Raw genomic sequence first — 20,501 nt, forward strand, 5'->3', positions numbered from 1 at the left:
AAAATCTTAGGGATGTTTTTGATGTCTTACTCATACGCTGAGAAAAAAAGAATTCGTAAAGAGTTTGGGGTTCTTCCTCATATCTTAGATGTGCCATATTTACTTTCTATTCAAACAGAGTCATACAAAAAATTCTTGACTGCAGACGCAGCGAAGGGAAGAATTCACTCTGGACTTGAACTAGTTTTAAAACAATCTTTCCCTGTTGAGAGTAAAAATGGTCAATATGAAATTCACTATGTTGATTATCAAATTGATGAGCCTACTTTCGATGAAACTGAATGTCAGGTTCGTGGTGCTACTTATGATGCACCATTAAATGTGAAGTTAAGATTAGTTGTATATAATAAAGATGCTCTTCCAAATGAGAAAATTGTCGAAGATATTAGAGAAGAGTATGTATATATGGGAGATATTCCACTGATGACAACTAATGGTACTTTTATCATTAATGGAACAGAAAGGGTGGTAGTTTCTCAGTTGCATAGATCACCAGGAGTATTCTTTAGTAAAGATGACTCTGAGGAAGGAGCATTCTCAGCACGTATTATTCCATATAGAGGTTCGTGGCTTGATTTTGAATTTGACTCAAAAGGTATTATATGGGCTAGGATTGACAGAAAAAGAAAATTCTGCGCTACTGTTATTTTAAAAGCTCTTGGTTATACTCAGGAGCAAATATTAGAGAACTTCTCCGATATTAAGACAATTACTTTTAACAATAAAGGTTTTGCTCTTAAACTTGATAACCTTTCAAATATGAAGGGTGAGCTACTTAAATTTGACATCGTTGATGCTCAAGACAATGTTATTGTTAAAAAGAATAAGAAATTAACTTCAAGAGATGTTAAGAAAATCAAAGATGCTGGTGTTGACTCTATTGCAATTGATTTTGATTTAGTAAGCACATTTAGAATGGCAAAAGATATCATTAATGAAGCTACTGGTGAAGTTATAGCTTATGCAAATGATGATGTCACAGAGAGTTTATTAGAAACATGCGTAGAGATTGGTATGATTGAGCTTGAGGTTATTGATTTTATAACCACAGAAAGAGGCAAATATATATCTGATACTCTAAAATATGATCTTGCAAGAAATACTGATGAGGCTCTTGTTGAAATATATAAAGTCTTACGACCAGGTGATCCTCCTGCAGCAGCTTCAGTTAAATCTTTATTTGAAGGTTTATTCTTTATTGAAAGTAGATATAGCCTTTCTGATATTGGTAGAATGAAATTAAATGCCAGATTAGGTTCAGATAAAGTATCTAAGGATATCTATACTTTAGAAAATAGTGATATTATTGGTGTAATTGAGGAGCTTATAAATATCCGTGATGGTAAAGGTAAAGTTGACGATATCGATCACTTAGGCAATAGACGTGTACGTTCTGTTGGTGAGATGGTTGAGAACCAGTTTAGAATAGGACTTTATCGTGTTGAAAAGGGTATTCGTGAAAGTATGTCTTTAGTGCATAAAGATAAGCTTATGCCAAAAGATATCGTCAACTCTAAGCCAATTACAACAGCAATTAAAGAATTCTTTACTTCTGGTGCTTTATCGCAATTCATGGATCAAGATAACCCATTATCAGAAGTAACACATAAGAGAAGAATATCTGCACTAGGTCCAGGTGGTTTATCACGTGATAGAGCAGGTTTTGAGGTACGTGATGTTCACGCAACACACTATGGTAGATTATGTCCAATTGAGACTCCAGAGGGCCCAAATATTGGTTTAATTAACTCGTTAGCAAGTTATGCTCGTATTAATGATTATGGTTTCTTAGAAGCGCCATATCGAAAAGTTATCAACGGTAAAGTTACGAATGAAATTGAGTATTTATCTGCTATAGATGAAGATAACTATGTAATTGCACAAGCATCTACTAAGCTTGATGGAAATAACCACTTCGTTGAAGACCTTATTCAATGTCGTTCTGGTGGTGAGGCTATATTTACTGAGTCAAGTAGAGTTCAGTATATGGATGTTTCTGCAAAGCAGATGGTTTCAGCGGCTGCAGCGCTTATTCCTTTCCTTGAGCATGATGATGCTAACAGGGTATTGATGGGTGCAAATATGCAACGTCAAGCAGTACCAACTCTTAAATCTGAGAAGCCTTTAGTCGGTACTGGTATGGAGAAAATTGTTGCTAGAGACTCTGGTAACTGTATTATCGCAAGAAATGCTGGTGAAGTGGCTGAGGTTGATTCTAATAGAATCGTTATTAAGGTAGATACTGAAAAATCACAAACTAGTAATTTAGTCGATATTTACAGTCTAACTAAATTTAAACGCTCAAATAAAAATACTTGTATTAACCAGCGTCCAATAGTAAATGTTGGTGATAAAGTAGAAGCTGGTGATATTTTAGCTGATGGCTTTGCAACTGATTTTGGTGAATTGTCTTTAGGACATAACTTGATGGTTGCTTTCATGCCATGGAATGGTTATAACTTTGAGGATTCAATCTTGCTATCCGAAAGAATAGTGAAAGATGATAAGTATACTAGTATCCATATTGAAGAATTCACATGTGTGGCTCGTGATACTAAGCTTGGTCCTGAAGAGATAACTGCAGATATTCCAAATGTTAGCGAATCTAGTTTGGCAAAACTTGACGAATCAGGTATTGTCTATATTGGAGCTAATGTCGAAGCTGGTGATATTTTAGTGGCAAAAATTACACCAAAAGCAGAACAGCAATTAACACCTGAAGAGAGATTACTTAGGGCAATCTTTAATGAAAAAGCATCAAATGTTGCTGATAGTTCATTAAGAATGCCAAGTGGTACTTCTGGTACGGTGATTAATGTTCAAGTATTTGAGAATGACAAAGGCGGCAAGAGTAAGCGAGCTCTTAAGATTGAAAAAGAACTAATCGAAAAAGCTCGTAAGGACTTTGATGAGGAGTTTGCGGTAATTGAATCTGTAGTTAAATTATCAATTGAGAAAGATGTTATTGGTGCAAGAATCCAAAAAGCAAAAGGTCTTAAAAAAGGTGCTATTCTTACTAAAGAGTTCTTAGAGAAGTTACCATTTGCTAAGTGGTTAGAAATCTCTTTTGAGGATGAGAAGCTTGAAGAGAAAGTTCAGAATGCTAGAGAGTATTATGAAGAAGCTAAAATTGCTATAGAGACTAGATTTGAAGCTAAGAAAAAATCTATTACTCAAAGTAATGAATTATCTCCAGGTGTGCTTAAGACTGTTAAAGTTTTTGTTGCGATTAAAAAGTGTATCCAACCTGGTGATAAGATGGCTGGTCGTCACGGTAACAAAGGTGTTGTTTCGCGTGTACTACCTGTTGAAGATATGCCGTATATGGAAGATGGTACTCCTGTCGATGTTTGTCTCAATCCTTTAGGTATCCCATCGCGTATGAATATTGGACAGATTTTAGAGGCACACTTAGGTTTAGCTTCTTACGGATTGGGTAAAAAGATAGAAAAAGCTCTTGAGGAAACTAGAAAAGCATCTGAGCTAAGAAATACTTTAGAAGAAGTATATAATAGTGTTGGTGATAAGAAAGTTAATCTTGAGGCTTTAAATGATGAAGAGATACTAAATCTTTGTGAAAACCTAAAAGGTGGTGTACCTATTGCTACGCCAGTATTTGATGGTGCTAAAGAAGAAGACATCAAATCTCTACTGAAAATAGGTGGCTTTGCAACTAATGGCCAGATGAAGCTTTTTGATGGTCGTACTGGTAAGCCTTTTGATAGACATGTAACAGTTGGTTATATGTATATGCTAAAACTAGATCACTTAGTAGATGATAAGATGCATGCTAGGTCCACTGGCTCATATAGTTTAGTTACACAGCAGCCACTAGGTGGTAAGGCACAGTTTGGTGGACAAAGATTTGGTGAGATGGAAGTTTGGGCATTACAAGCGTATGGTGCTGCTTATACATTAAGAGAGATGTTAACAGTTAAGTCAGATGACATAACAGGAAGATCTAAAATGTATAAGAATATAGTTGATGGTAAATTAACTATGAATGTTGATGTTCCAGAATCATTTAATGTTTTAAGGAATGAAGTTAGAGCATTGGGTATAGATATGGATTTTGACTATTCATCTGAGGAAGAATAAGCATCTTAATTTAAAGCTACTTATTTTTTGTTATTAAAATAAAAGCATAGGAGAATTACCTGTGAATAACAGTATCCTACATCAAAATTACAATAGTAAAAAGTTTGATATTATTAAAATATCTCTAGCATCTCCTGAGGTTATTCGTTCATGGTCTCATGGTGAAGTTAAAAAACCAGAAACTATAAACTATAGGACATTTAAGCCTGAGAGAGATGGATTATTCTGTGCTAAGATATTTGGACCTATAAAAGACTATGAGTGCTTATGTGGTAAGTATAAAAGACTTAAGCACCGTGGCGTAGTATGTGAGCGCTGTGGTGTTGAAGTGGAGCAAGCTAAAGTAAGAAGGGAAAGAATGGGACATATTGATTTAATATGTCCTGTTGTGCATATTTGGTATCTAAAGTCTTTACCTTCTAGAATAGGTTTATTCTTAGATATGCCATTAAAGAACGTTGAAAAGGTTTTATACTTTGAGTCGTATATAGTTACTGACCCTGGTTTGACTCCATTAGAAAAAAAACAACTTCTTACAGATGAGGAGTATGCTGAAGCGCTAGAAAGCTATGGCTATGAGTTTGAAGCGTCGATGGGCGCTGAAGCTATAAGAGATTTATTAGCGGATACTGATATTGAGTCAGAGATTGAGTTACTTCAAGCTGAGTATGAAGATAGTAAATCTACAGTTAAGAAAGAAAAGGCTATCAAGAGATTAAGACTTCTTGAGACTTTCCAAGCTTCTGGTAATAAACCTGAGTGGATGGTTATGACTGTATTGCCTGTATTACCACCAGATTTAAGACCATTGGTGCCGATTGAAGGTGGTAGGTTTGCAACTTCTGATCTTAATGATTTATATCGTCGAGTAATCAATAGAAATAATAGGCTTAAAAAGCTATTAGACCTAAATGCTCCTGATATCATTGTTAGAAATGAAAAAAGAATGTTACAAGAAGCAGTCGATGCTTTATTAGATAATGGTAGACGTGGTAGAGCAGTAACAGGTGCTAACAAGAGACCACTTAAATCACTAGCTGACATGATTAAAGGTAAGCAGGGGCGTTTCCGTCAAAACTTATTAGGTAAGCGTGTTGACTACTCTGGTCGTTCGGTGATTACAGTAGGTCCATCACTTAGGCTATATGAGTGTGGTTTACCTAAGAAGATGGCACTGGAGTTATTTAAGCCATTTGTATATTCTAAGCTAAGATTAGGTGGTCATGCAACGACTATCAAACAGGCTAAGAGAATGGTTGAACTAGAAGAGGCAGTAGTATGGGATATTCTCGAGACTGTAATTAATGAGCACCCAGTGTTATTAAACCGTGCTCCTACATTACATAGACTAGGTATTCAAGCATTTGAACCTAAGCTTATTGAAGGTAAGGCTATACAGTTACACCCATTAGTTTGTGCGGCATTTAATGCTGACTTTGATGGTGACCAAATGGCTGTACACGTACCGCTAACGGTTGAGTCACAATTAGAAGCTAGAGTATTAATGATGTCAACAAATAACATCTTATCACCTGCATCTGGTCAACCGATTATTACTCCTACTCAGGATATTGTATTAGGTCTGTACTATATAACTAGAGAGAAAGAAGATGCGCGTGGTGATGGTAAATTATTCTCTAGTTATGAGGATGTAAGTAGATCCTACAACTCAGGAACTATAGATATCCATGCTAAGATAAAGCTAAGAATAGATAGACAAGTATTTGATACTAAAGGTAATACATATAATGAAAAAGGTGTAGTCACTACTACTGTTGGTAGAGCACTTTTACTAAATATACTACCTGAAGGTTTATCTTTCTCTTTACTAAACAAAGTGTTAGTTAAGAAAGAAATTTCTAAAATTATCAAGCAAGCATTTAGAGTTTTAGGTGGGAAGGCCACGGTAGTTTTAGCTGATAAATTGATGTATGCAGGTTTTAAATATTCAACATTATCAGGTGTATCTGTTGGTGTTGATGATATGACTATCCCTGATAACAAAGAAGCTAAAATTGAAGAAGCAGAAAAAGAGATTAAGCACATTACTGAACAGTATCAATCTTCATTAATTACTGAAAATGAGAGATATAATAATATTATCAATATTTGGAGTAAAACTTCTGATGAGGTTGGAGCTTCGATGATGGATGCGATATCTAAAGACACTCTTATAGTTAATGGCAATAAAAAAGAAATTGAGTCATTTAACTCTGTATATATGATGGCTAAATCAGGTGCAAGGAGTTCTTATAATCAGATGAGACAGCTTGCGGGTATGCGTGGTCTAATGGCAAAACCAGATGGTACTATGATTGAGACTGCAATTACGGCAAACTTTAGAGAAGGTCTGTCAGTATTGCAGTATTTTACATCTACGCATGGTGCGCGTAAAGGTCTAGCTGATACGGCTCTTAAGACAGCTAATGCAGGTTATTTAACTCGTAGATTAGTTGATGTTGCTCAAGATTTAGTTGTTATTGAAGAAGATTGTGGGACTGATGATGGTTTAATGTTCTCAGCTATTGTTGAGGATGGTGAAGTTAAAGTTCCTCTAGCAGAGCGAACTTTGGGAAGAACTTTAGCGGCAGATGTTGTTACTGAAAAAGGAGTTGTGTTACTCGAAGCAGGTACTCTATTAGATGAAAATCTTGTTGAGTTGCTTGATGATAATGGTATTGATATGATCAAGATCAGATCTCCAATAACTTGTAAAACGCGTAGAGGATTATGTGCTAAGTGTTATGGTCGTGATCTGGCTCGTGAGAAACAAGTTAATGTTGGTGAATCTGTTGGCGTGATTGCAGCACAATCAATTGGTGAACCAGGAACACAGTTAACGATGAGAACATTTCATACAGGTGGTGCTGCTTCTCTAGGTATTACAGTTTCTGACATCAAAGTTAAGACTGCTGGTAAGATTAAGTTTAAAAATATTAGAACTGTAACCAATAAAGAAGGTCAAGAAATTGTTATATCACGCGCCGGTGAGATTATTGTTTCTGATACTATGGGTAGAGTAAGGGAACAGCATAAGATCCCTATGGGCGCTACTGTTCCTTTAGCGAGTGGTAAAGCTGTTGAAATTGGTGATGTGATTGCTACATGGGATCCGCATGCTCAGCCGTTAATAACTGATGTGGCTGGTAAAGTTGTTCTTGAAGATGTCATAGATGGTATAACATCTAAGCATACTTATGATGATCTAACTGGTCAGCAAACTATTGAAATAACTTCGATATCACAAAGAACAACATCTAAGAACTTAAAACCAGTAGTTAAAGTTGTTGATGAAAAAGGTAATGAGCTTAAATCAATACCTTTATCAGTTGGTGCGGTGTTAAACGTTACTGATGACTTTAATCTCAAAGTTGGTGATGTCGTGGCTAAGATCCCTCTAGAAGGTTCTAAGAATAAAGATATTACTGGGGGCCTTCCACGTGTTGCTGAGCTTTTCGAGGCTAGACGTCCTAAGGATGCTGCTATACTTTCTCCATGTGATGGTATGGTTAGGCTTGGAAACAGAGACACTAAAGAGAAACAGAGAATTGAGATTATAGATAAGAATGGTCATATTGTTGAAGAAATATTACTACCTAAATCTCGTCATCTAGTAGTTTTTGATGGTGAACAAGTTTCCATGGGTGATGTTTTAGCTGATGGACCTACTGATCCACATGATCTTCTTAAGTACAAAGGGCTTGAGGAATTTGCTGATTATATCCTTATTGAAGCACAGTCTGTGTATCGTATGCAGGGTGTTGTGATCAATGATAAGCATATTGAGACAATTGTAAGACAAATGTTGAGAAAAGCTGTAATTCTTGATGAGGGTGATAGTAAATTTGTCAAAGAAGAAAATGTTGAACTAGTAAGAATTCTTGAAGAGAATGATAAACTGAGTAAGCAAGGTAAAAAAGCAGTCGAGTATGAGCTTGTACTGATGGGTATTACACGCTCTTCTTTATCTACGGAATCATTCTTGTCAGCTGCTTCTTTCCAAGAAACAACAAGGGTACTTACTGAGGCTTCGATAAATTCGCAGATTGATAATTTAAGAGGACTTAAAGAAAACGTTCTTATCGGTAGATTAATACCAACAGGTACTGGTTTAGCAGTAAGAAAAGAGTCAGCTAAAATTGAAAAAATGCGTGAAGAGTTAGGAGTTGAGGATAACATGACGTTTACTGATTTATCATCTTTAAATCCTGAAGAAATTTCTTTTGAGAGTACTCAATCTGAAAAAGAAGATAAAGATATTAATGAAGATATTGAAGAGTCATTAAGAAATGCTCTTGAGTCTTTAGATTTCTAATCTTTGATTATTTTTCAATTCAAATAAAATTTTATTATTCAAATATTTTCAATTATAATAGTGCTATATAATATAACTGTAAGAATATAGTTAATGTTTAGTGCGATTAAAAAGTTATTTTGGCAGATATTATTTGGTATAACAATCATACTAATTGTATTATTATCCATATTAAATACAGATACTGTCAGCTTTGATTATATTTTCGGTAATGCCACTTTACCATTAATGGTCTTGCTATCAATCTCATTTGTTATTGGTTTGGTTGTTGGCTCTTTCATAACTAAGTTTATCCAGATTACTAAAACTAATGGTGGTGCGGGGACTGCTAAGAAATAATGCTAGTACTTGGTATTGAAAGCTCCTGTGATGAAACAGGCTTAGCGATATATGACTATTCGACAAAAAAGTTGATAGTAGATGCTTTATATAGTCAAATCAAGTTACATAAGAAATACGGTGGTGTTGTTCCTGAGCTTGCCTCGCGTGAGCATACTGCTAAGCTTAATGATTTAGCCAAGAAGATATTCAAAGAAACAGATCTTAGCTTTGAAGATATTGATTGTATAGCATATACTGCGATGCCTGGTTTAGTTGGAGCTTTGATGGTAGGCGCTACATTTGCTAAAACATTAGGTTTAATCCACGGCATTGATACAATTGCGGTACATCATCTAGAGGGTCATCTACTATCACCATTATTAGATCAAAATAGTGATATAGAATATCCTTTTGTAGCTTTACTAGTTTCTGGAGGTCATACACAGCTATTTGAAGTAAAAGATTTTGGGAAGTATAGTCTATTAGGTGAATCAATTGATGATGCTGCAGGTGAGGCATTTGATAAAATAGCTAAGCTTTTAGGTATGGGTTACCCTGGTGGAGTTGAGGTGGCAAATTTAGCTGATCAAGCCATTGATCAGGCTAAGTATAGATTACCAAGGCCAATGAAAAATAAGCCTAATTTAGATTTTAGTTTTAGTGGTTTAAAGACTGCAGTTCTAAATACATGGTATGATGAGCAAGATCAGTCATTAGAGAATAAGGCTAATCTATGCTATGCTTTCCAAGATGCTGCTATAGATGTCTTAGTCTTTAAATGTGCTAAGGCACTACAAAGAACCAAAAATACAAGATTGGTTATTTCAGGTGGAGTCAGTGCAAATAAACTATTGCGGAAACGACTAGATCTATTAGCTAGGAGTCAAGGCTATCAAATATTTTTTCCGCCAATGAAATATTGCACAGATAATGGTGCAATGATTGCTTTGGCAGGGGCATATAGATATGTAAATGGTTTTAAAGACACTAATTTAGAGATTAATGTTAAAGCAAGGTCATCAATCTAGCCTTTGTATAAAGTACTATCAAAAAAGTTATAGTTGTGCTATCATTAAGCTGTAATAAAATTTTTTACATCCACACAGAGTGTGTCAATTCAAAAAAGGGTTCCAAATGAATAATAATCAAATAATATACCAAACCATAGAAAAAGAAGGTAGTATAGTCTGGAAAAGTGTTTTCGGGCTATTAATCCTTCCACTATTTACTTTGATAGCAGTACCTTGGTATGCTGTGACTTATGGTTTTACGACTTCTGACTATATTTGCTTAGTCGTTTTTTATGCACTGACAGGTATTGGTATCACAATGGGATATCATAGATTATGGTCACATAAGACTTATAAGGCGAATAAGATTGTCAGCTATATACTTTTAGTTTTTGGTACGGCAGCACTACAAAATAGTGTAATTCAGTGGGCTTCAGATCATAGAAAACATCATAAAGATGTTGATGATCCTGTTAAAGATCCATATGCTGCTACACGTGGCTTCTGGTTTTCTCATTTTGGCTGGCTAATAAGACATAGTAGCCCTGATGTTCAAGAAATCAGAGGTGTAAATGATCTTCTAAAAGATAAAGCACTAGTATTCCAGCATAATCATTATACTGTATTAGCGATTTTATCATGTTTTGGTTTACCTGCACTGGTAGGATTTATATTTGGTTTTTTGAGTGATCATACGCTTAAAGCTGCTTGGCATAGTGCTCTGGGTTTCTTGCTTCTTGGTGGTTTTCTTAGGGTTATATTAGTCCATCATGCGACTTTTTGTATCAACTCTCTAGCACATACTATCGGTAAAAGACCTTACTCCACAAAAAATACAGCTAGAGATAGTTGGATTACAGCTATCGTAACAGGTGGTGAAGGTTACCATAATTACCATCATGCCTTTGCTGGTGATTATAGAAATGGTATTAGATGGTTTGATTTAGATCCATCTAAGTGGTTTATTGCTGGTTTGGCTAAGATAGGCTGGTGTTATGATCTTAAGACAACACCTAAGCATTTAATTGAAATTGCTAAAGCAAAAGTTAAGTTAGAAGAAGCATTAACTAAGAAAAATAAGACTTTTCATCTTAGTATTGAAGAGAAGTATACTAAGCTTGTTACAAATGTTAAAAATATGTATAACGCTAAGCAAGAATATTTGAAAGCTAAGAAAGATAATGTATTGTCTAAAGCTGATCTTAAAGAGATTAAATCAAAATATAAAGATTTAAAAATTGAGTTTATCCAGGCGAAGAAAAAATACAATAAAGCTAGTACTATTGCATAAATATCATTCTCATATTAAAGTTAATTACTATAAAAATTTTATTTTTAGATATTCTAAGCTAATAAGTTATAAAGGTAGTTGCTGAGCTTATCGGATTACTCAATGCTCTTGCACAAGAGTATAGTTTAATTATCTTTGTTTAATTAATTCAATCAAAAAAATTGAAGGAGTATTTTGAATAGTTCAACTATTAGAATGCTCATAAATTAACAAGTTTTGCAGTAAATGCGTAGTTGTTAGCAAGAAAAATAAAATGATGACATTATCTAATAAATGGCTAAAATAGTTAACAGTGTTAAAGACTTAGAACACAATACGCTTATATTTTAGATGCTGATTTAAGAATGTCAGCCTTATCAATTTTTTCCCAACTAAACTCTGGTAATTCGCGCCCAAAGTGACCATAGTTAGAAGTCTTGTGATAAATTGGTCTTAATAAGTCGAGATTTTCAATAATTTTACCGACTCTAAGATCAAAAACCTCAGCCACGAGATTTTCTATTTGATTATCAGTCATTTTACCAGTACCAAAAGTATTAACCATTAGAGAAACTGGTTTTGCTATACCAATCGCATATGCTAATTGTACTTCACACTTGTCAGCTAGACCAGCTGCTACGATATTTTTAGCTATATATCTACCCATATAAGCGCCTGAACGATCAACTTTAGAAGGATCTTTACCAGAGAAAGCACCACCACCATGATGAGCAGAACCACCATAAGTATCGACAATAATTTTTCTTCCTGTAAGGCCGCAATCACCCTGTGGTCCACCAATTAGAAATACACCAGTTGGGTTTATATGATATTTAGTATCTTTAGTAATTAGTTCAGCTGGGATAACTTCATTAATGATTTCCTCAATCACTGCATCATGTAGTTCTTTTTGAGAGATTGACTCATCATGTTGAGTTGATAATACGATCGTATCGATAAATTTAGGTTTATCAGCCTCATATGCTAGAGTTACTTGAGCTTTTGCATCAGGGCGTAACCATGCTAATTTAGCTGTTTTTCTAAGTTCCGCTTGTTTTCTCATCAATAGGTGAGAGTAGTAAATGGCTGATGGCATTAACGTTGGTGTTTCATTTGTAGCAAAGCCAAACATCAAACCTTGGTCACCAGCACCAAGATCTTCTAGGGAACCATGATCTACGCCTTGAGCAATATCTCTAGACTGCTTACCAATAGCATTAATTACAGAGCAAGTCCTACCATCGATACCTTTGCTGGCATTATCATATCCTGTTTCTATAATAACATTTCTTACTAGTTCTTCAATATCTACCCAAGCAGATGTTGTAATTTCGCCAGCAACTAACGCCATACCAGTTTTTACTAAAGTTTCACATGCTACACGAGCATTTTTATCTTGTTTTAGAATCTCATCTAAAATTGCGTCTGATATTTGATCAGCCAGTTTATCTGGATGTCCTTCTGATACAGATTCAGAAGTAAATAAATAATTTTTTGACATTTTGTGCTCCTTTTAGTTTAGCTGAAAGGCTTCTAGAAAATTTTTAGGCAAAATTTAGTAAAAACGCTTTAGCTTATTATTTAATGTCGCAAGCAATTTGTTTGTTAAATACAGCGACTTGCGGTATTATATATTTATGTTTATGTCAAGTCAACTATTGACATTTTAGCTAAGAGACTTTAAAATACTACCGGTAAGTTTTTGCATATTTTTTTGCTAAGTTGGTGGCTACTAAGCTTAGCTAATGAAATATTAGTAATTAAAAAATTAAAATACAAAAGCGGAGAATAATAAATGGTAGTAATTCGTATGGCTCGTGGTGGAGCTAAAAAGCGTCCTTTCTATAGAATCGTAGTTGCTGATAAAAGAAGTCCAAGAGATGGTAGGTTTATCGAAAAATTAGGTTTCTTTAATCCTTTAGCTAAAGGTGGTGAAGAGAGATTAAAGCTTGATGTTGCTAAAGTTGAAGCTTGGCTAGCAAAAGGCGCACAACTTTCTAATAGAATAGCTAGCCTAATCAAAGAAGCTAAAAAAGCTGCTTAATACACCAGCTTCTTAATAAAAATTTATCTCCTATGTCACAGAATTTAGTGGAAATAGCTAAAGTTGGTGCTACTTATAAGCTTGATGGTGAGCTTAATTTATATCCTTTGGCAAGTTCAATAGAAACACTTCTAAGCTATGGCAATTGGTATATTCAATTACCTGCAACTAATGTTTGGCAACAGCTCAAAGGCGAAAGTGTGCTAAAAAGGGCTAATAAAATTTATATTAAACTTGCCAACATCAATGATGTTGAGACTGCTAAGAGGTATGTAAACTCACTAATTGGTGTGCCAAAGCAAGCGTTACCAGAGCTAGCTGAAGATGAAGCGTATTTTAAAGATCTAATTGGTTGTAGTGTCAAAAATACTAGCAATGATTCATTTGGTGTTGTAGTAGATATTATCGAAACTGGCGTTAATGAAGTTTTGGTGTGTAAGGAAGATGGTAGTGAATATCTGATTCCTTATGTTAAGCAATATATTGTTAGTGAATATCTTAATTTAAAAAAGATAGTAGTTGATTGGGAATACGATTATTAGTTTCAAAATTGACAAAAATATTTGCGTAGTTACAAATACGTTATATTGCATTAAGCTATATATTATATTCTGATAGATCAATTATCTACTCTCATATAAGAAAAATTCATTAAAGAAAAATCTTAACAAATGGGAGTAATGTGTAGTGGTCGAGCCTATGTACCTAGCCTTTATTAGAAACAAACATTTGTATTTATGCTTTCTAAAAACTACAATTAAATCTGTTGAGTTAATTTCGTTGAGTTTAATGTAATTAAAATGAAATTCGGAGTAATATCAATATTTCCAGAAATGTTTAGGGCAATAAATGATTTTGGGATTACAGCTAGAGCTTTAAAAGACTCTAAATTATCAATAAAATACTTTAATCCACGTAACTATACTACAGATAGGCGTGCAACTGTAGATGATACTAGTTTTGGTGGTGGTGCTGGGATGGTAATGAAGTATGAGCCTTTGTCAGCAGCTATAGAAGATGCAAAAAATACTTTAGGTTGTAGTGCAAAAGTAGTATACTTGTCACCTCAGGGTGGTATATTTAACCATAAAAAGGCCCTTGAGCTTTTGAAATATGATTCATTAATACTGCTTTGTGGAAGATATGAAGGAGTTGATGAGCGCCTAATACAAGATTACGTTGATGAAGAAGTTTCTGTAGGTGATTTTGTATTAAGTGGTGGTGAGATCCCTGCTATGATAATTATGGATAGCCTAATTAGGCTATTACCAGAAGTGTTGAGCAATAAAGAATCTGTTATAGAAGATTCCTTTTATGATGGTCTTTTGGACTACCCACACTATACAAAGCCAGCCGTATTGCTAAATGGTAATACAGTCCCTGATGTTTTGTTATCTGGTAATCATAAAGAAATAGCTAAATGGAGGCACAAGCAAAAGTTAATAAGAACTTATGAGCGTCGTAAAGATTTAATAGAGTGCCTATGCCTATCTGCGGAAGATAAGCAAGTTATAAATGATTATAAAATAGATAAGGTAAGCACAAAAGGAGAAGAATAATGAAAAATAAATTTGTTGAGTTAGTAGAAAAGTCACAATTAAGAACTGATCTTCCGGAATTTAATCCAGGTGATTCTATTACTGTTAATTTATGGATTAAAGAAGGTGAGAAGCAAAGAATTCAGGCTTTCAAAGGTTTCGTTCTTAGAAAAAGAAATAGAGGTCTTCACTCTGCTTTTACAGTAAGAAAGATATCTTCAGGTATGGGTGTTGAAAGAACTTTCCAAACACATTCACCATTAATAGATAGTATCATAGTAGAGAAGAGAGCAGATGTGTGTAGAGCTAAGCTTTACTACATGAGAGGTCTTACTGGTAAAGCTGCTAGAATTAAAGAAAAAGTATAATTCTAGGATTGTTAAAAAGTGTCTTCAGCAGTTGATGCTTTTCTTGATAATCTTTGGCTTGAGCATGGCTTAAGCCAAAATACTATCTCATCTTATCGTACTGATCTTAAATTTTTACAAAATTATTTCGCAAAAACTGATTTAATTAGTTTGGATTTTGAGCAGCTATATACCTTTATTTCATATCGTTCAAAAAATGGTTATAGTAGCCGTTCTAATGCTCGAATGATATCGACATTGCGTAAATTCTATGCTTGGCTTGTCTCAACTGGTCAAACTGGTAACAACCCTACAGCCAAGTTGACATTACCAAAATTAGCCAAGAAATTGCCTAAAGATATAACAGAAACTGATGTTGAGAGATTGCTTCAAGCCCCTGATATGACAGATGATGTTGGTATTCGCGATAAAGCAATGCTTGAGCTGATGTATGCAACCGGGTTGCGTGTAAGCGAATTAGTTGGGTTGAATATAGATGATATAGATATCAATATTGGTGTAATTCAAGTAATGGGGAAGGGATCAAAAGAGCGCATAGTACCAATAGGTGAGTATGCACTGGAGTATTTGCAAAAATATTTTAATGAAGCTCGCTTGAGTTTATCTAAAAAATTCAAAGAGAAAGCAGTTTTTATCAGTAAACATGCAAAAAGGATAACGCGACAGTCATTTTGGCACCGTATCAAAAATTATGCGTTTATTGCTAATATAGGTACTGATATTTCACCTCATACCCTGAGACACGCATTTGCTACTCATTTACTAAATCATGGTGCTGATTTGAGATCAGTACAGTTATTGCTTGGTCATAGTAATGTTTCAACAACAACTATTTATACACATATATCTCAAAATCGTCTACAAGAGATTTATCAAAAGCATCACCCAAGAGGCTGACTTTGCTATAAGTATTTTATTTTAAGCTTCATGCCTATAAACTAGCAGTGATTAATAAATCTAGCTAATGCAACAATATGGTATAGTTGCTATAATAGGCACAAATTTAATTTTATTAAAAATAATGGAGTGGTAATGAATATTCTTAGTGTTGATTATTATGCAGATGATGCAGCTGAATTGTTTACTAGATCTTTAAAAGAAACTGGTTTTGCAGTTCTTAGAACTCATCCTATTGCTTGGAACCTAATTCAAACAGTTTATAAAGAGTGGCGAGAGTTCTTAAAATCAGGCTTTGCTGATAAGTATATCTTTGATGTTAAGAATCAAGATGGCTATTTTCCTAAGGATGTCTCAGAAGTTGCTAAGGGTGAAACTGTAAAAGACATTAAACATTTTTATCATTTATATTTTCCAAATGGTAGATATCCAACAGAAGTCAGTAGTGCTGCTAGAGAGATGTTTGAGAAAATGATTAAGCTTGGTGAAATACTGTTACGGTGGATTGATGAGCACATGGATCCTGCAGTAGCAAGCAAGTTACCACAAAGACTGAGAGATACAGCATCTTATGAAAATACCTTACTTAGGATATTACACTACCCAGTTATACAAGGAGATGAAGAACCAGGTGCAGTTAGAGCAGCTGCACATGAGGATATTAATCTTATCACACTGTTACCAATAGCATCTTCACCAGGTTTACAAGTATTATCTCCATTTAACAACCAATGGTATGATGTGCCTTGTGATAGTGAGTCTATAATTGTTAATATTGGTGATATGCTTCAAGAAATGACAAATCGAGAATACATAGCTACTAAGCATAGAGTTGTTAAGCCTGAAGATGAAAAGGAAAATCTTGATAGAATTTCAACACCATGCTTTATACATCCTAAATCAGATGTTTATCTCTCTGATAAATATCCAAGAGCAGAGATCTTTCTTAATGAAAGACTAAAGGAACTAGGTCTAAAATAAACTATATGACTAAAGAGCAAGTTATTTCTTATTATGAAAGTCAAGCTCATGAAGATGAAGTAAGAAGTATTCTTGAAAAAGCTAAGCAAATAATAGAGAAGCGTGTTTCATTAAAAGATTGTGCTATAATTATTGATATAGATGAGACAGCTCTAAATCATTATTATCCACTTAAAAAAGCTGGTTTTCCACAAGATGATAATCATATTATATGGCATCAATTAACTTCAAGTACAAAAGTGATGCCGATAAAATCGACACTAGATTTCTATCATTATTGTCTTGATAGGGGTCTTAAAGTATTTTTTATAAGTGCTCGTTTTGCTGAATATTTGGAATCTACAAAACAGGCTTTGAGAAATGCTGGCTATGTAGGTTTTGAAGATGTGTTTGTATTGCCTGAGGATATTGAGGAATACAATTCTAACGATTTTAAGAATTTTAAGGCTGAGAAAAGAGCGCATATAGAGTTATTAGGATATAAAATACTTATTTCTATAGGTGATCAGTCATCAGATCTAGTAGGTGGTTATACACTAAATACTCTACAATTACCAAACTATTTATATGGTGAAAATTCACGATTTTAGTATACTGATTTTGATTTAAAGATTAGAAAATTACCTAAAAATATTAAAATAGCGCAAATTATCATAATATTTTGATCAAATAGTAACAATGCAAACAATGATCCCCCAATAATATATTTAAGACATTGCTAGCGTGATATTTGAATACTTAAAGGCTTTAATATATGAAAACCAGCTATATGGCCAATGATATCTATAGCTAAAGTTAGAAGTAAAATGAACATATTAACACTATGAATTATTACCCAAGTAAAAGGTAGGGAAATTATTATTGTTGAGATCTTACGAAAAAAACAATAAAGTATTTATTGCTACCTTAGCATTGAGCAGTGTTTTATACATAACCACTTCAAGCTCCAAAAATATAGCATCTAAAATTGCCAAACTAAGACCGATAAAGCTATTACTCTTATCATAAAGCTCATTTGTGGCTGTATTATAACTATTATAAAACCAACTATTTTGAATGTTGTTATAGATTCTTTAAGAAAAATTCTTGCTCCAATCATTACTACTACTGGATAGTATGATGATATAATAATCGCGGTTCCAGTCGTGATATCCCGTGTTGAGGCGATTACTTCAACATCTTGAGGACGCAATCCAATCTCTTCATATAGCTCACGATACATTGCCTGTAAAGGCGTTTCTCCAGCAACTACACCACCTTGAGGAAACTGCCAGGATGTTCGGTTTCTTCTCTGCCCCAAAAAGACTCCTGGTAGAGAGCCAAAAACAAAAGCACTCTTCTTAAATTCATTATTTGGTTATAAAACATTTGATAAAATATCATATACAAACCTTGTAAATAAATATTATTTCAGGCTTTCGTAAAGATTTGTTAAGATGATATCAAATAGTAGTTATAGTTTAGGAGCTAAGTTTTACAAAAATAATATTATCTTTTTTAGTTATAGAACCTTTTTCTGGAAAGATTAGCAGTGAAGGGCTGATTTGCCTTCCAAGCTCAATTTGTTGTTTAGTTGGTAATTTGTAGAATAATCCAAGCCATTGCATAAAGTAATATACCCGATGATTTATACTGCTTGTTTGCCACATCTTGTCTGGAAAAACATTACTTAGAAAATCTTCATTCGTGTTAAAGTAAAAAGGCTGAGAATAAATATGTTTTATATAAAAACTATTACTGGCTTTTGGGCTAGCGATAAAAACTACTGGAGTGTGATAGAGTTTATTACCAAATTTATCATGTAGAATAGAGTATATGTGTTCTAAGTTATACTCATTATATTTTTGTACCATATTTTGACTATATGTTAGTTGACAGATTTGTTTAAAATTCACAAATAAACATAAACAAGCTATAGTGGTAAATATCTTTTTTTTAGAAGATACTCTAAGGAGTAATAACATAACTATCGCAATACTTAGAGGTATTGGAAATAGTATTCTTAGTGGTATCGGAGTACCCAAAAATACCACAAAAGCAAATGGTAATGCTAAACACCCTAATAAGGCTAGTACTACAATAAAAGAAAATTTCCTAAGAAAGTATATAAGTAATAGCCATGCTAATACATATGTGAAATTAAAAGGCGATACTAGCATATTAGCAAAGTAAAGTGCTAGTTGTTTTATAACTTGGGAAAAGCTATTATTATGCCATCCTCCGTAAACATTAGCTAAATAATGAGATTGACCAATAAATATATAGGTTAATTTAGTTATTAAAAAATAACTGATAAGCGCAGCTAAAGAGACAAATAAAATTTTTACTAAAATATCTGTAATATCTTTTAAGTTATGTCTTACATTGTTAAGTTGTCCTAGAATCAGTAAAAAAATAACTCCCTCAACAAAAAGTATTATAAATGACTGATATATTCCAATAGATAGAAATAAATAAGTTATAGATATTAGGTAGTTTTTAAGTTTTTCATAGTTATGATTAAATATAAGTGAGAAGTAATATATAGATAGGGTAGCTAATACAAATCCTATACCGATACCAATTGCTTGATTAACAAAATTAAACTGAAATATATAAATAGGTGAGATAAGATAAAAACAACAAAAAACCGAAGTTTCGACTATAGAGAATTTTTTCTTAGTAAGAATAACAATCCAAACAATTCCAGATATAAATAGTAATGACATACTTATTAGTAAAGTAAAATATGGAATAGCAACTTGTCCTAAAACATAAGTTATGATTGCTAAGATAGGTCTGCCTAAAAGAAAGTACTGGATATGTAATGGGTATAAATATTCACTATTACCTAATCCATAGGTTGCAAGTTCTGTATCCATACCAATACTCCAAGATAAAATGAAGTAGGCATAAATAACAATAAACAGAAAAAATAGCACAACGATGCTATAGATAAGCTTATTTGGTAAGTTTCGTAAATCTCTTATTAATTCTTTCATTATATTTTTGCTAACTAATTAATTTAAGCTAATAATAGCCGATCATCTTCTCAAAATACAACTTTGAGTTATTTTTTTATTATCTTTTATAAATGCAATATAAAACCAAGAGGAATTAGTTTAGAATATAATAACTAGGTAGAAGAAATTTTTCTTTTAATAATGATAGATAAAAGTGGATATCGAGCAAATATAGCAATAGTTTTACTTAATAAGCAAAATAGAGTCTTTTGGGGGCAGAGAAGAAACCGAACATCCTGGCAGTTTCCTCAAGGTGGTGTAGTTGCTGGAGAAACGCCTTTACAGGCAATGTATCGTGAGCTATATGAAGAGATTGGATTGCGTCCTCAAGATGTTGAAGTAATCGCCTCAACACGAGATTGGTATAAATATAATATTCCAGACTCATTAGTTAGGACTAAAGAACCTGTATGTATTGGTCAAAAACAAAAATGGTTTCTATTAAGGTTAAAAAGCCCTGAAAGTAACATTGATTTAGATGCTAATGATTCACCTGAATTTGATAATTGGCGTTGGGTAAGTTATTGGTATCCAACCAATCATGTAGTGTATTTCAAACAGGAAGTTTATCGTAAAGCTTTAACTTATTTTAAAGGTTACCTAGCGTAGAGAGTGGTAAACTTTATCTACTATCAACAAATGCCTTAGACCATTACG

At 33.7% G+C, this 20,501-nt stretch carries 15 protein-coding genes and 1 pseudogene; 13 read left to right on the forward strand and 3 right to left on the reverse strand.

Translation table 11 applies throughout. The annotated features are described in order from the left end of the window. Positions 1–21: 21 nt before the first annotated feature. The 5 genes from rpoB (at position 22) to FSC845_RS03090 (ending at position 11,035) form a co-directional block, all read left to right on the forward strand. Positions 22–4,098 carry a DNA-directed RNA polymerase subunit beta gene (rpoB, locus tag FSC845_RS03070; protein ID WP_064460683.1) on the forward strand — a complete coding sequence of 1,359 codons (4,077 nt, stop codon included), beginning with the start codon at positions 22–24 and terminating at the stop codon, positions 4,096–4,098. A 61-nt stretch (positions 4,099–4,159) separates the two neighbouring features. Next, a complete protein-coding gene (rpoC, locus tag FSC845_RS03075) occupies positions 4,160–8,413 on the forward strand; it encodes a DNA-directed RNA polymerase subunit beta' (protein WP_064460684.1) in 4,254 nt (1,417 codons plus the stop codon). Between the two features lie 93 nt (positions 8,414–8,506). Beyond that, positions 8,507–8,752: a LapA family protein gene (locus FSC845_RS03080; RefSeq protein WP_064460685.1), complete on the forward strand. Its 246-nt coding sequence runs from the start codon at positions 8,507–8,509 to the stop codon at positions 8,750–8,752. After that, complete coding sequence (tsaD, locus tag FSC845_RS03085) at positions 8,752–9,762, forward strand: tRNA (adenosine(37)-N6)-threonylcarbamoyltransferase complex transferase subunit TsaD (protein WP_064460686.1); 1,011 nt, start codon at positions 8,752–8,754, stop codon at positions 9,760–9,762. The genes FSC845_RS03080 and tsaD overlap by 1 nt, the downstream gene beginning before the upstream one ends. 106 nt (positions 9,763–9,868) lie before the next feature. After that, positions 9,869–11,035 (forward strand): acyl-CoA desaturase, encoded by a 1,167-nt coding sequence (locus FSC845_RS03090; RefSeq protein WP_064460687.1) that lies wholly within the window; start codon positions 9,869–9,871, stop codon positions 11,033–11,035. 319 nt (positions 11,036–11,354) lie between these two features. Here FSC845_RS03090 and metK read toward each other — a convergent pair whose 3' ends face one another. Next, positions 11,355–12,515, reverse strand: coding sequence for a methionine adenosyltransferase (gene metK, locus FSC845_RS03095; RefSeq protein WP_064460688.1), 1,161 nt, complete (start codon positions 12,513–12,515; stop codon positions 11,355–11,357). A 294-nt stretch (positions 12,516–12,809) separates the two neighbouring features. Here metK and rpsP point away from each other — a divergent pair, with 294 nt between their 5' ends. The 7 genes from rpsP to FSC845_RS03130 all read left to right on the forward strand — a co-directional run bounded on the left by rpsP (position 12,810) and on the right by FSC845_RS03130 (position 17,432). Further along, positions 12,810–13,058 (forward strand): 30S ribosomal protein S16, encoded by a 249-nt coding sequence (gene rpsP / locus FSC845_RS03100; RefSeq protein WP_064460689.1) that lies wholly within the window; start codon positions 12,810–12,812, stop codon positions 13,056–13,058. Positions 13,059–13,090: 32 nt separating this feature from the next. Next, positions 13,091–13,600, forward strand: coding sequence for a ribosome maturation factor RimM (rimM, locus tag FSC845_RS03105; RefSeq protein WP_064460690.1), 510 nt, complete (start codon positions 13,091–13,093; stop codon positions 13,598–13,600). 258 nt (positions 13,601–13,858) lie between these two features. After that, positions 13,859–14,617: a tRNA (guanosine(37)-N1)-methyltransferase TrmD gene (gene trmD, locus FSC845_RS03110; protein WP_064460691.1), complete on the forward strand. Its 759-nt coding sequence runs from the start codon at positions 13,859–13,861 to the stop codon at positions 14,615–14,617. Next, positions 14,617–14,964: a 50S ribosomal protein L19 gene (rplS, locus tag FSC845_RS03115; RefSeq protein WP_064460692.1), complete on the forward strand. Its 348-nt coding sequence runs from the start codon at positions 14,617–14,619 to the stop codon at positions 14,962–14,964. Before trmD ends, rplS begins: the two co-directional genes overlap by 1 nt. A gap of 18 nt (positions 14,965–14,982) precedes the next feature. Next, positions 14,983–15,861 (forward strand): site-specific tyrosine recombinase XerD, encoded by an 879-nt coding sequence (xerD, locus tag FSC845_RS03120; RefSeq protein WP_064460693.1) that lies wholly within the window; start codon positions 14,983–14,985, stop codon positions 15,859–15,861. A 135-nt stretch (positions 15,862–15,996) separates the two neighbouring features. Then, on the forward strand, positions 15,997–16,842 hold the full coding sequence (locus FSC845_RS03125; RefSeq protein WP_064460694.1) for a 2OG-Fe(II) oxygenase family protein: 846 nt from the start codon (positions 15,997–15,999) through the stop codon (positions 16,840–16,842). A 5-nt stretch (positions 16,843–16,847) separates the two neighbouring features. Then, positions 16,848–17,432, forward strand: coding sequence for an HAD family acid phosphatase (locus tag FSC845_RS03130; RefSeq protein WP_064460695.1), 585 nt, complete (start codon positions 16,848–16,850; stop codon positions 17,430–17,432). Between the two features lie 560 nt (positions 17,433–17,992). Here the strand turns inward: FSC845_RS03130 and FSC845_RS08315 are convergent. Further along, a pseudogene (locus tag FSC845_RS08315) lies at positions 17,993–18,148 on the reverse strand (NUDIX domain-containing protein); the annotation flags it as partial. Between the two features lie 154 nt (positions 18,149–18,302). Beyond that, positions 18,303–19,823, reverse strand: coding sequence for a glucosyltransferase domain-containing protein (locus FSC845_RS03140; protein WP_064460696.1), 1,521 nt, complete (start codon positions 19,821–19,823; stop codon positions 18,303–18,305). Between the two features lie 162 nt (positions 19,824–19,985). Between FSC845_RS03140 and FSC845_RS03145 the strand changes: the two genes are divergently transcribed. Next, on the forward strand, positions 19,986–20,453 hold the full coding sequence (locus FSC845_RS03145; RefSeq protein WP_064460697.1) for an RNA pyrophosphohydrolase: 468 nt from the start codon (positions 19,986–19,988) through the stop codon (positions 20,451–20,453). Positions 20,454–20,501 lie beyond the last annotated feature (48 nt).

The organism is Francisella persica ATCC VR-331 (assembly GCF_001653955.1).
Taxonomy (GTDB): domain Bacteria; phylum Pseudomonadota; class Gammaproteobacteria; order Francisellales; family Francisellaceae; genus Francisella; species Francisella persica.

What these genes read in the sequence shown, in the direction of transcription:
- rpoB (WP_064460683.1), top strand. Translation starts at nt 22, where the DNA reads ATGTCTTACTCATACGCTGAGAAAAAAAGAATTCGTAAAGAGTTTGGG.
- FSC845_RS03080 (WP_064460685.1), top strand. Translation starts at nt 8,507, where the DNA reads ATGTTTAGTGCGATTAAAAAGTTATTTTGGCAGATATTATTTGGTATA.
- tsaD (WP_064460686.1), top strand. Translation starts at nt 8,752, where the DNA reads ATGCTAGTACTTGGTATTGAAAGCTCCTGTGATGAAACAGGCTTAGCG.
- FSC845_RS03090 (WP_064460687.1), top strand. Translation starts at nt 9,869, where the DNA reads ATGAATAATAATCAAATAATATACCAAACCATAGAAAAAGAAGGTAGT.
- metK (WP_064460688.1), bottom strand. Translation starts at nt 12,515, where the DNA reads ATGTCAAAAAATTATTTATTTACTTCTGAATCTGTATCAGAAGGACAT.
- rpsP (WP_064460689.1), top strand. Translation starts at nt 12,810, where the DNA reads ATGGTAGTAATTCGTATGGCTCGTGGTGGAGCTAAAAAGCGTCCTTTC.
- rimM (WP_064460690.1), top strand. Translation starts at nt 13,091, where the DNA reads ATGTCACAGAATTTAGTGGAAATAGCTAAAGTTGGTGCTACTTATAAG.
- trmD (WP_064460691.1), top strand. Translation starts at nt 13,859, where the DNA reads ATGAAATTCGGAGTAATATCAATATTTCCAGAAATGTTTAGGGCAATA.
- rplS (WP_064460692.1), top strand. Translation starts at nt 14,617, where the DNA reads ATGAAAAATAAATTTGTTGAGTTAGTAGAAAAGTCACAATTAAGAACT.
- FSC845_RS03125 (WP_064460694.1), top strand. Translation starts at nt 15,997, where the DNA reads ATGAATATTCTTAGTGTTGATTATTATGCAGATGATGCAGCTGAATTG.
- FSC845_RS03130 (WP_064460695.1), top strand. Translation starts at nt 16,848, where the DNA reads ATGACTAAAGAGCAAGTTATTTCTTATTATGAAAGTCAAGCTCATGAA.
- FSC845_RS03140 (WP_064460696.1), bottom strand. Translation starts at nt 19,823, where the DNA reads ATGAAAGAATTAATAAGAGATTTACGAAACTTACCAAATAAGCTTATC.
- FSC845_RS03145 (WP_064460697.1), top strand. Translation starts at nt 19,986, where the DNA reads ATGATAGATAAAAGTGGATATCGAGCAAATATAGCAATAGTTTTACTT.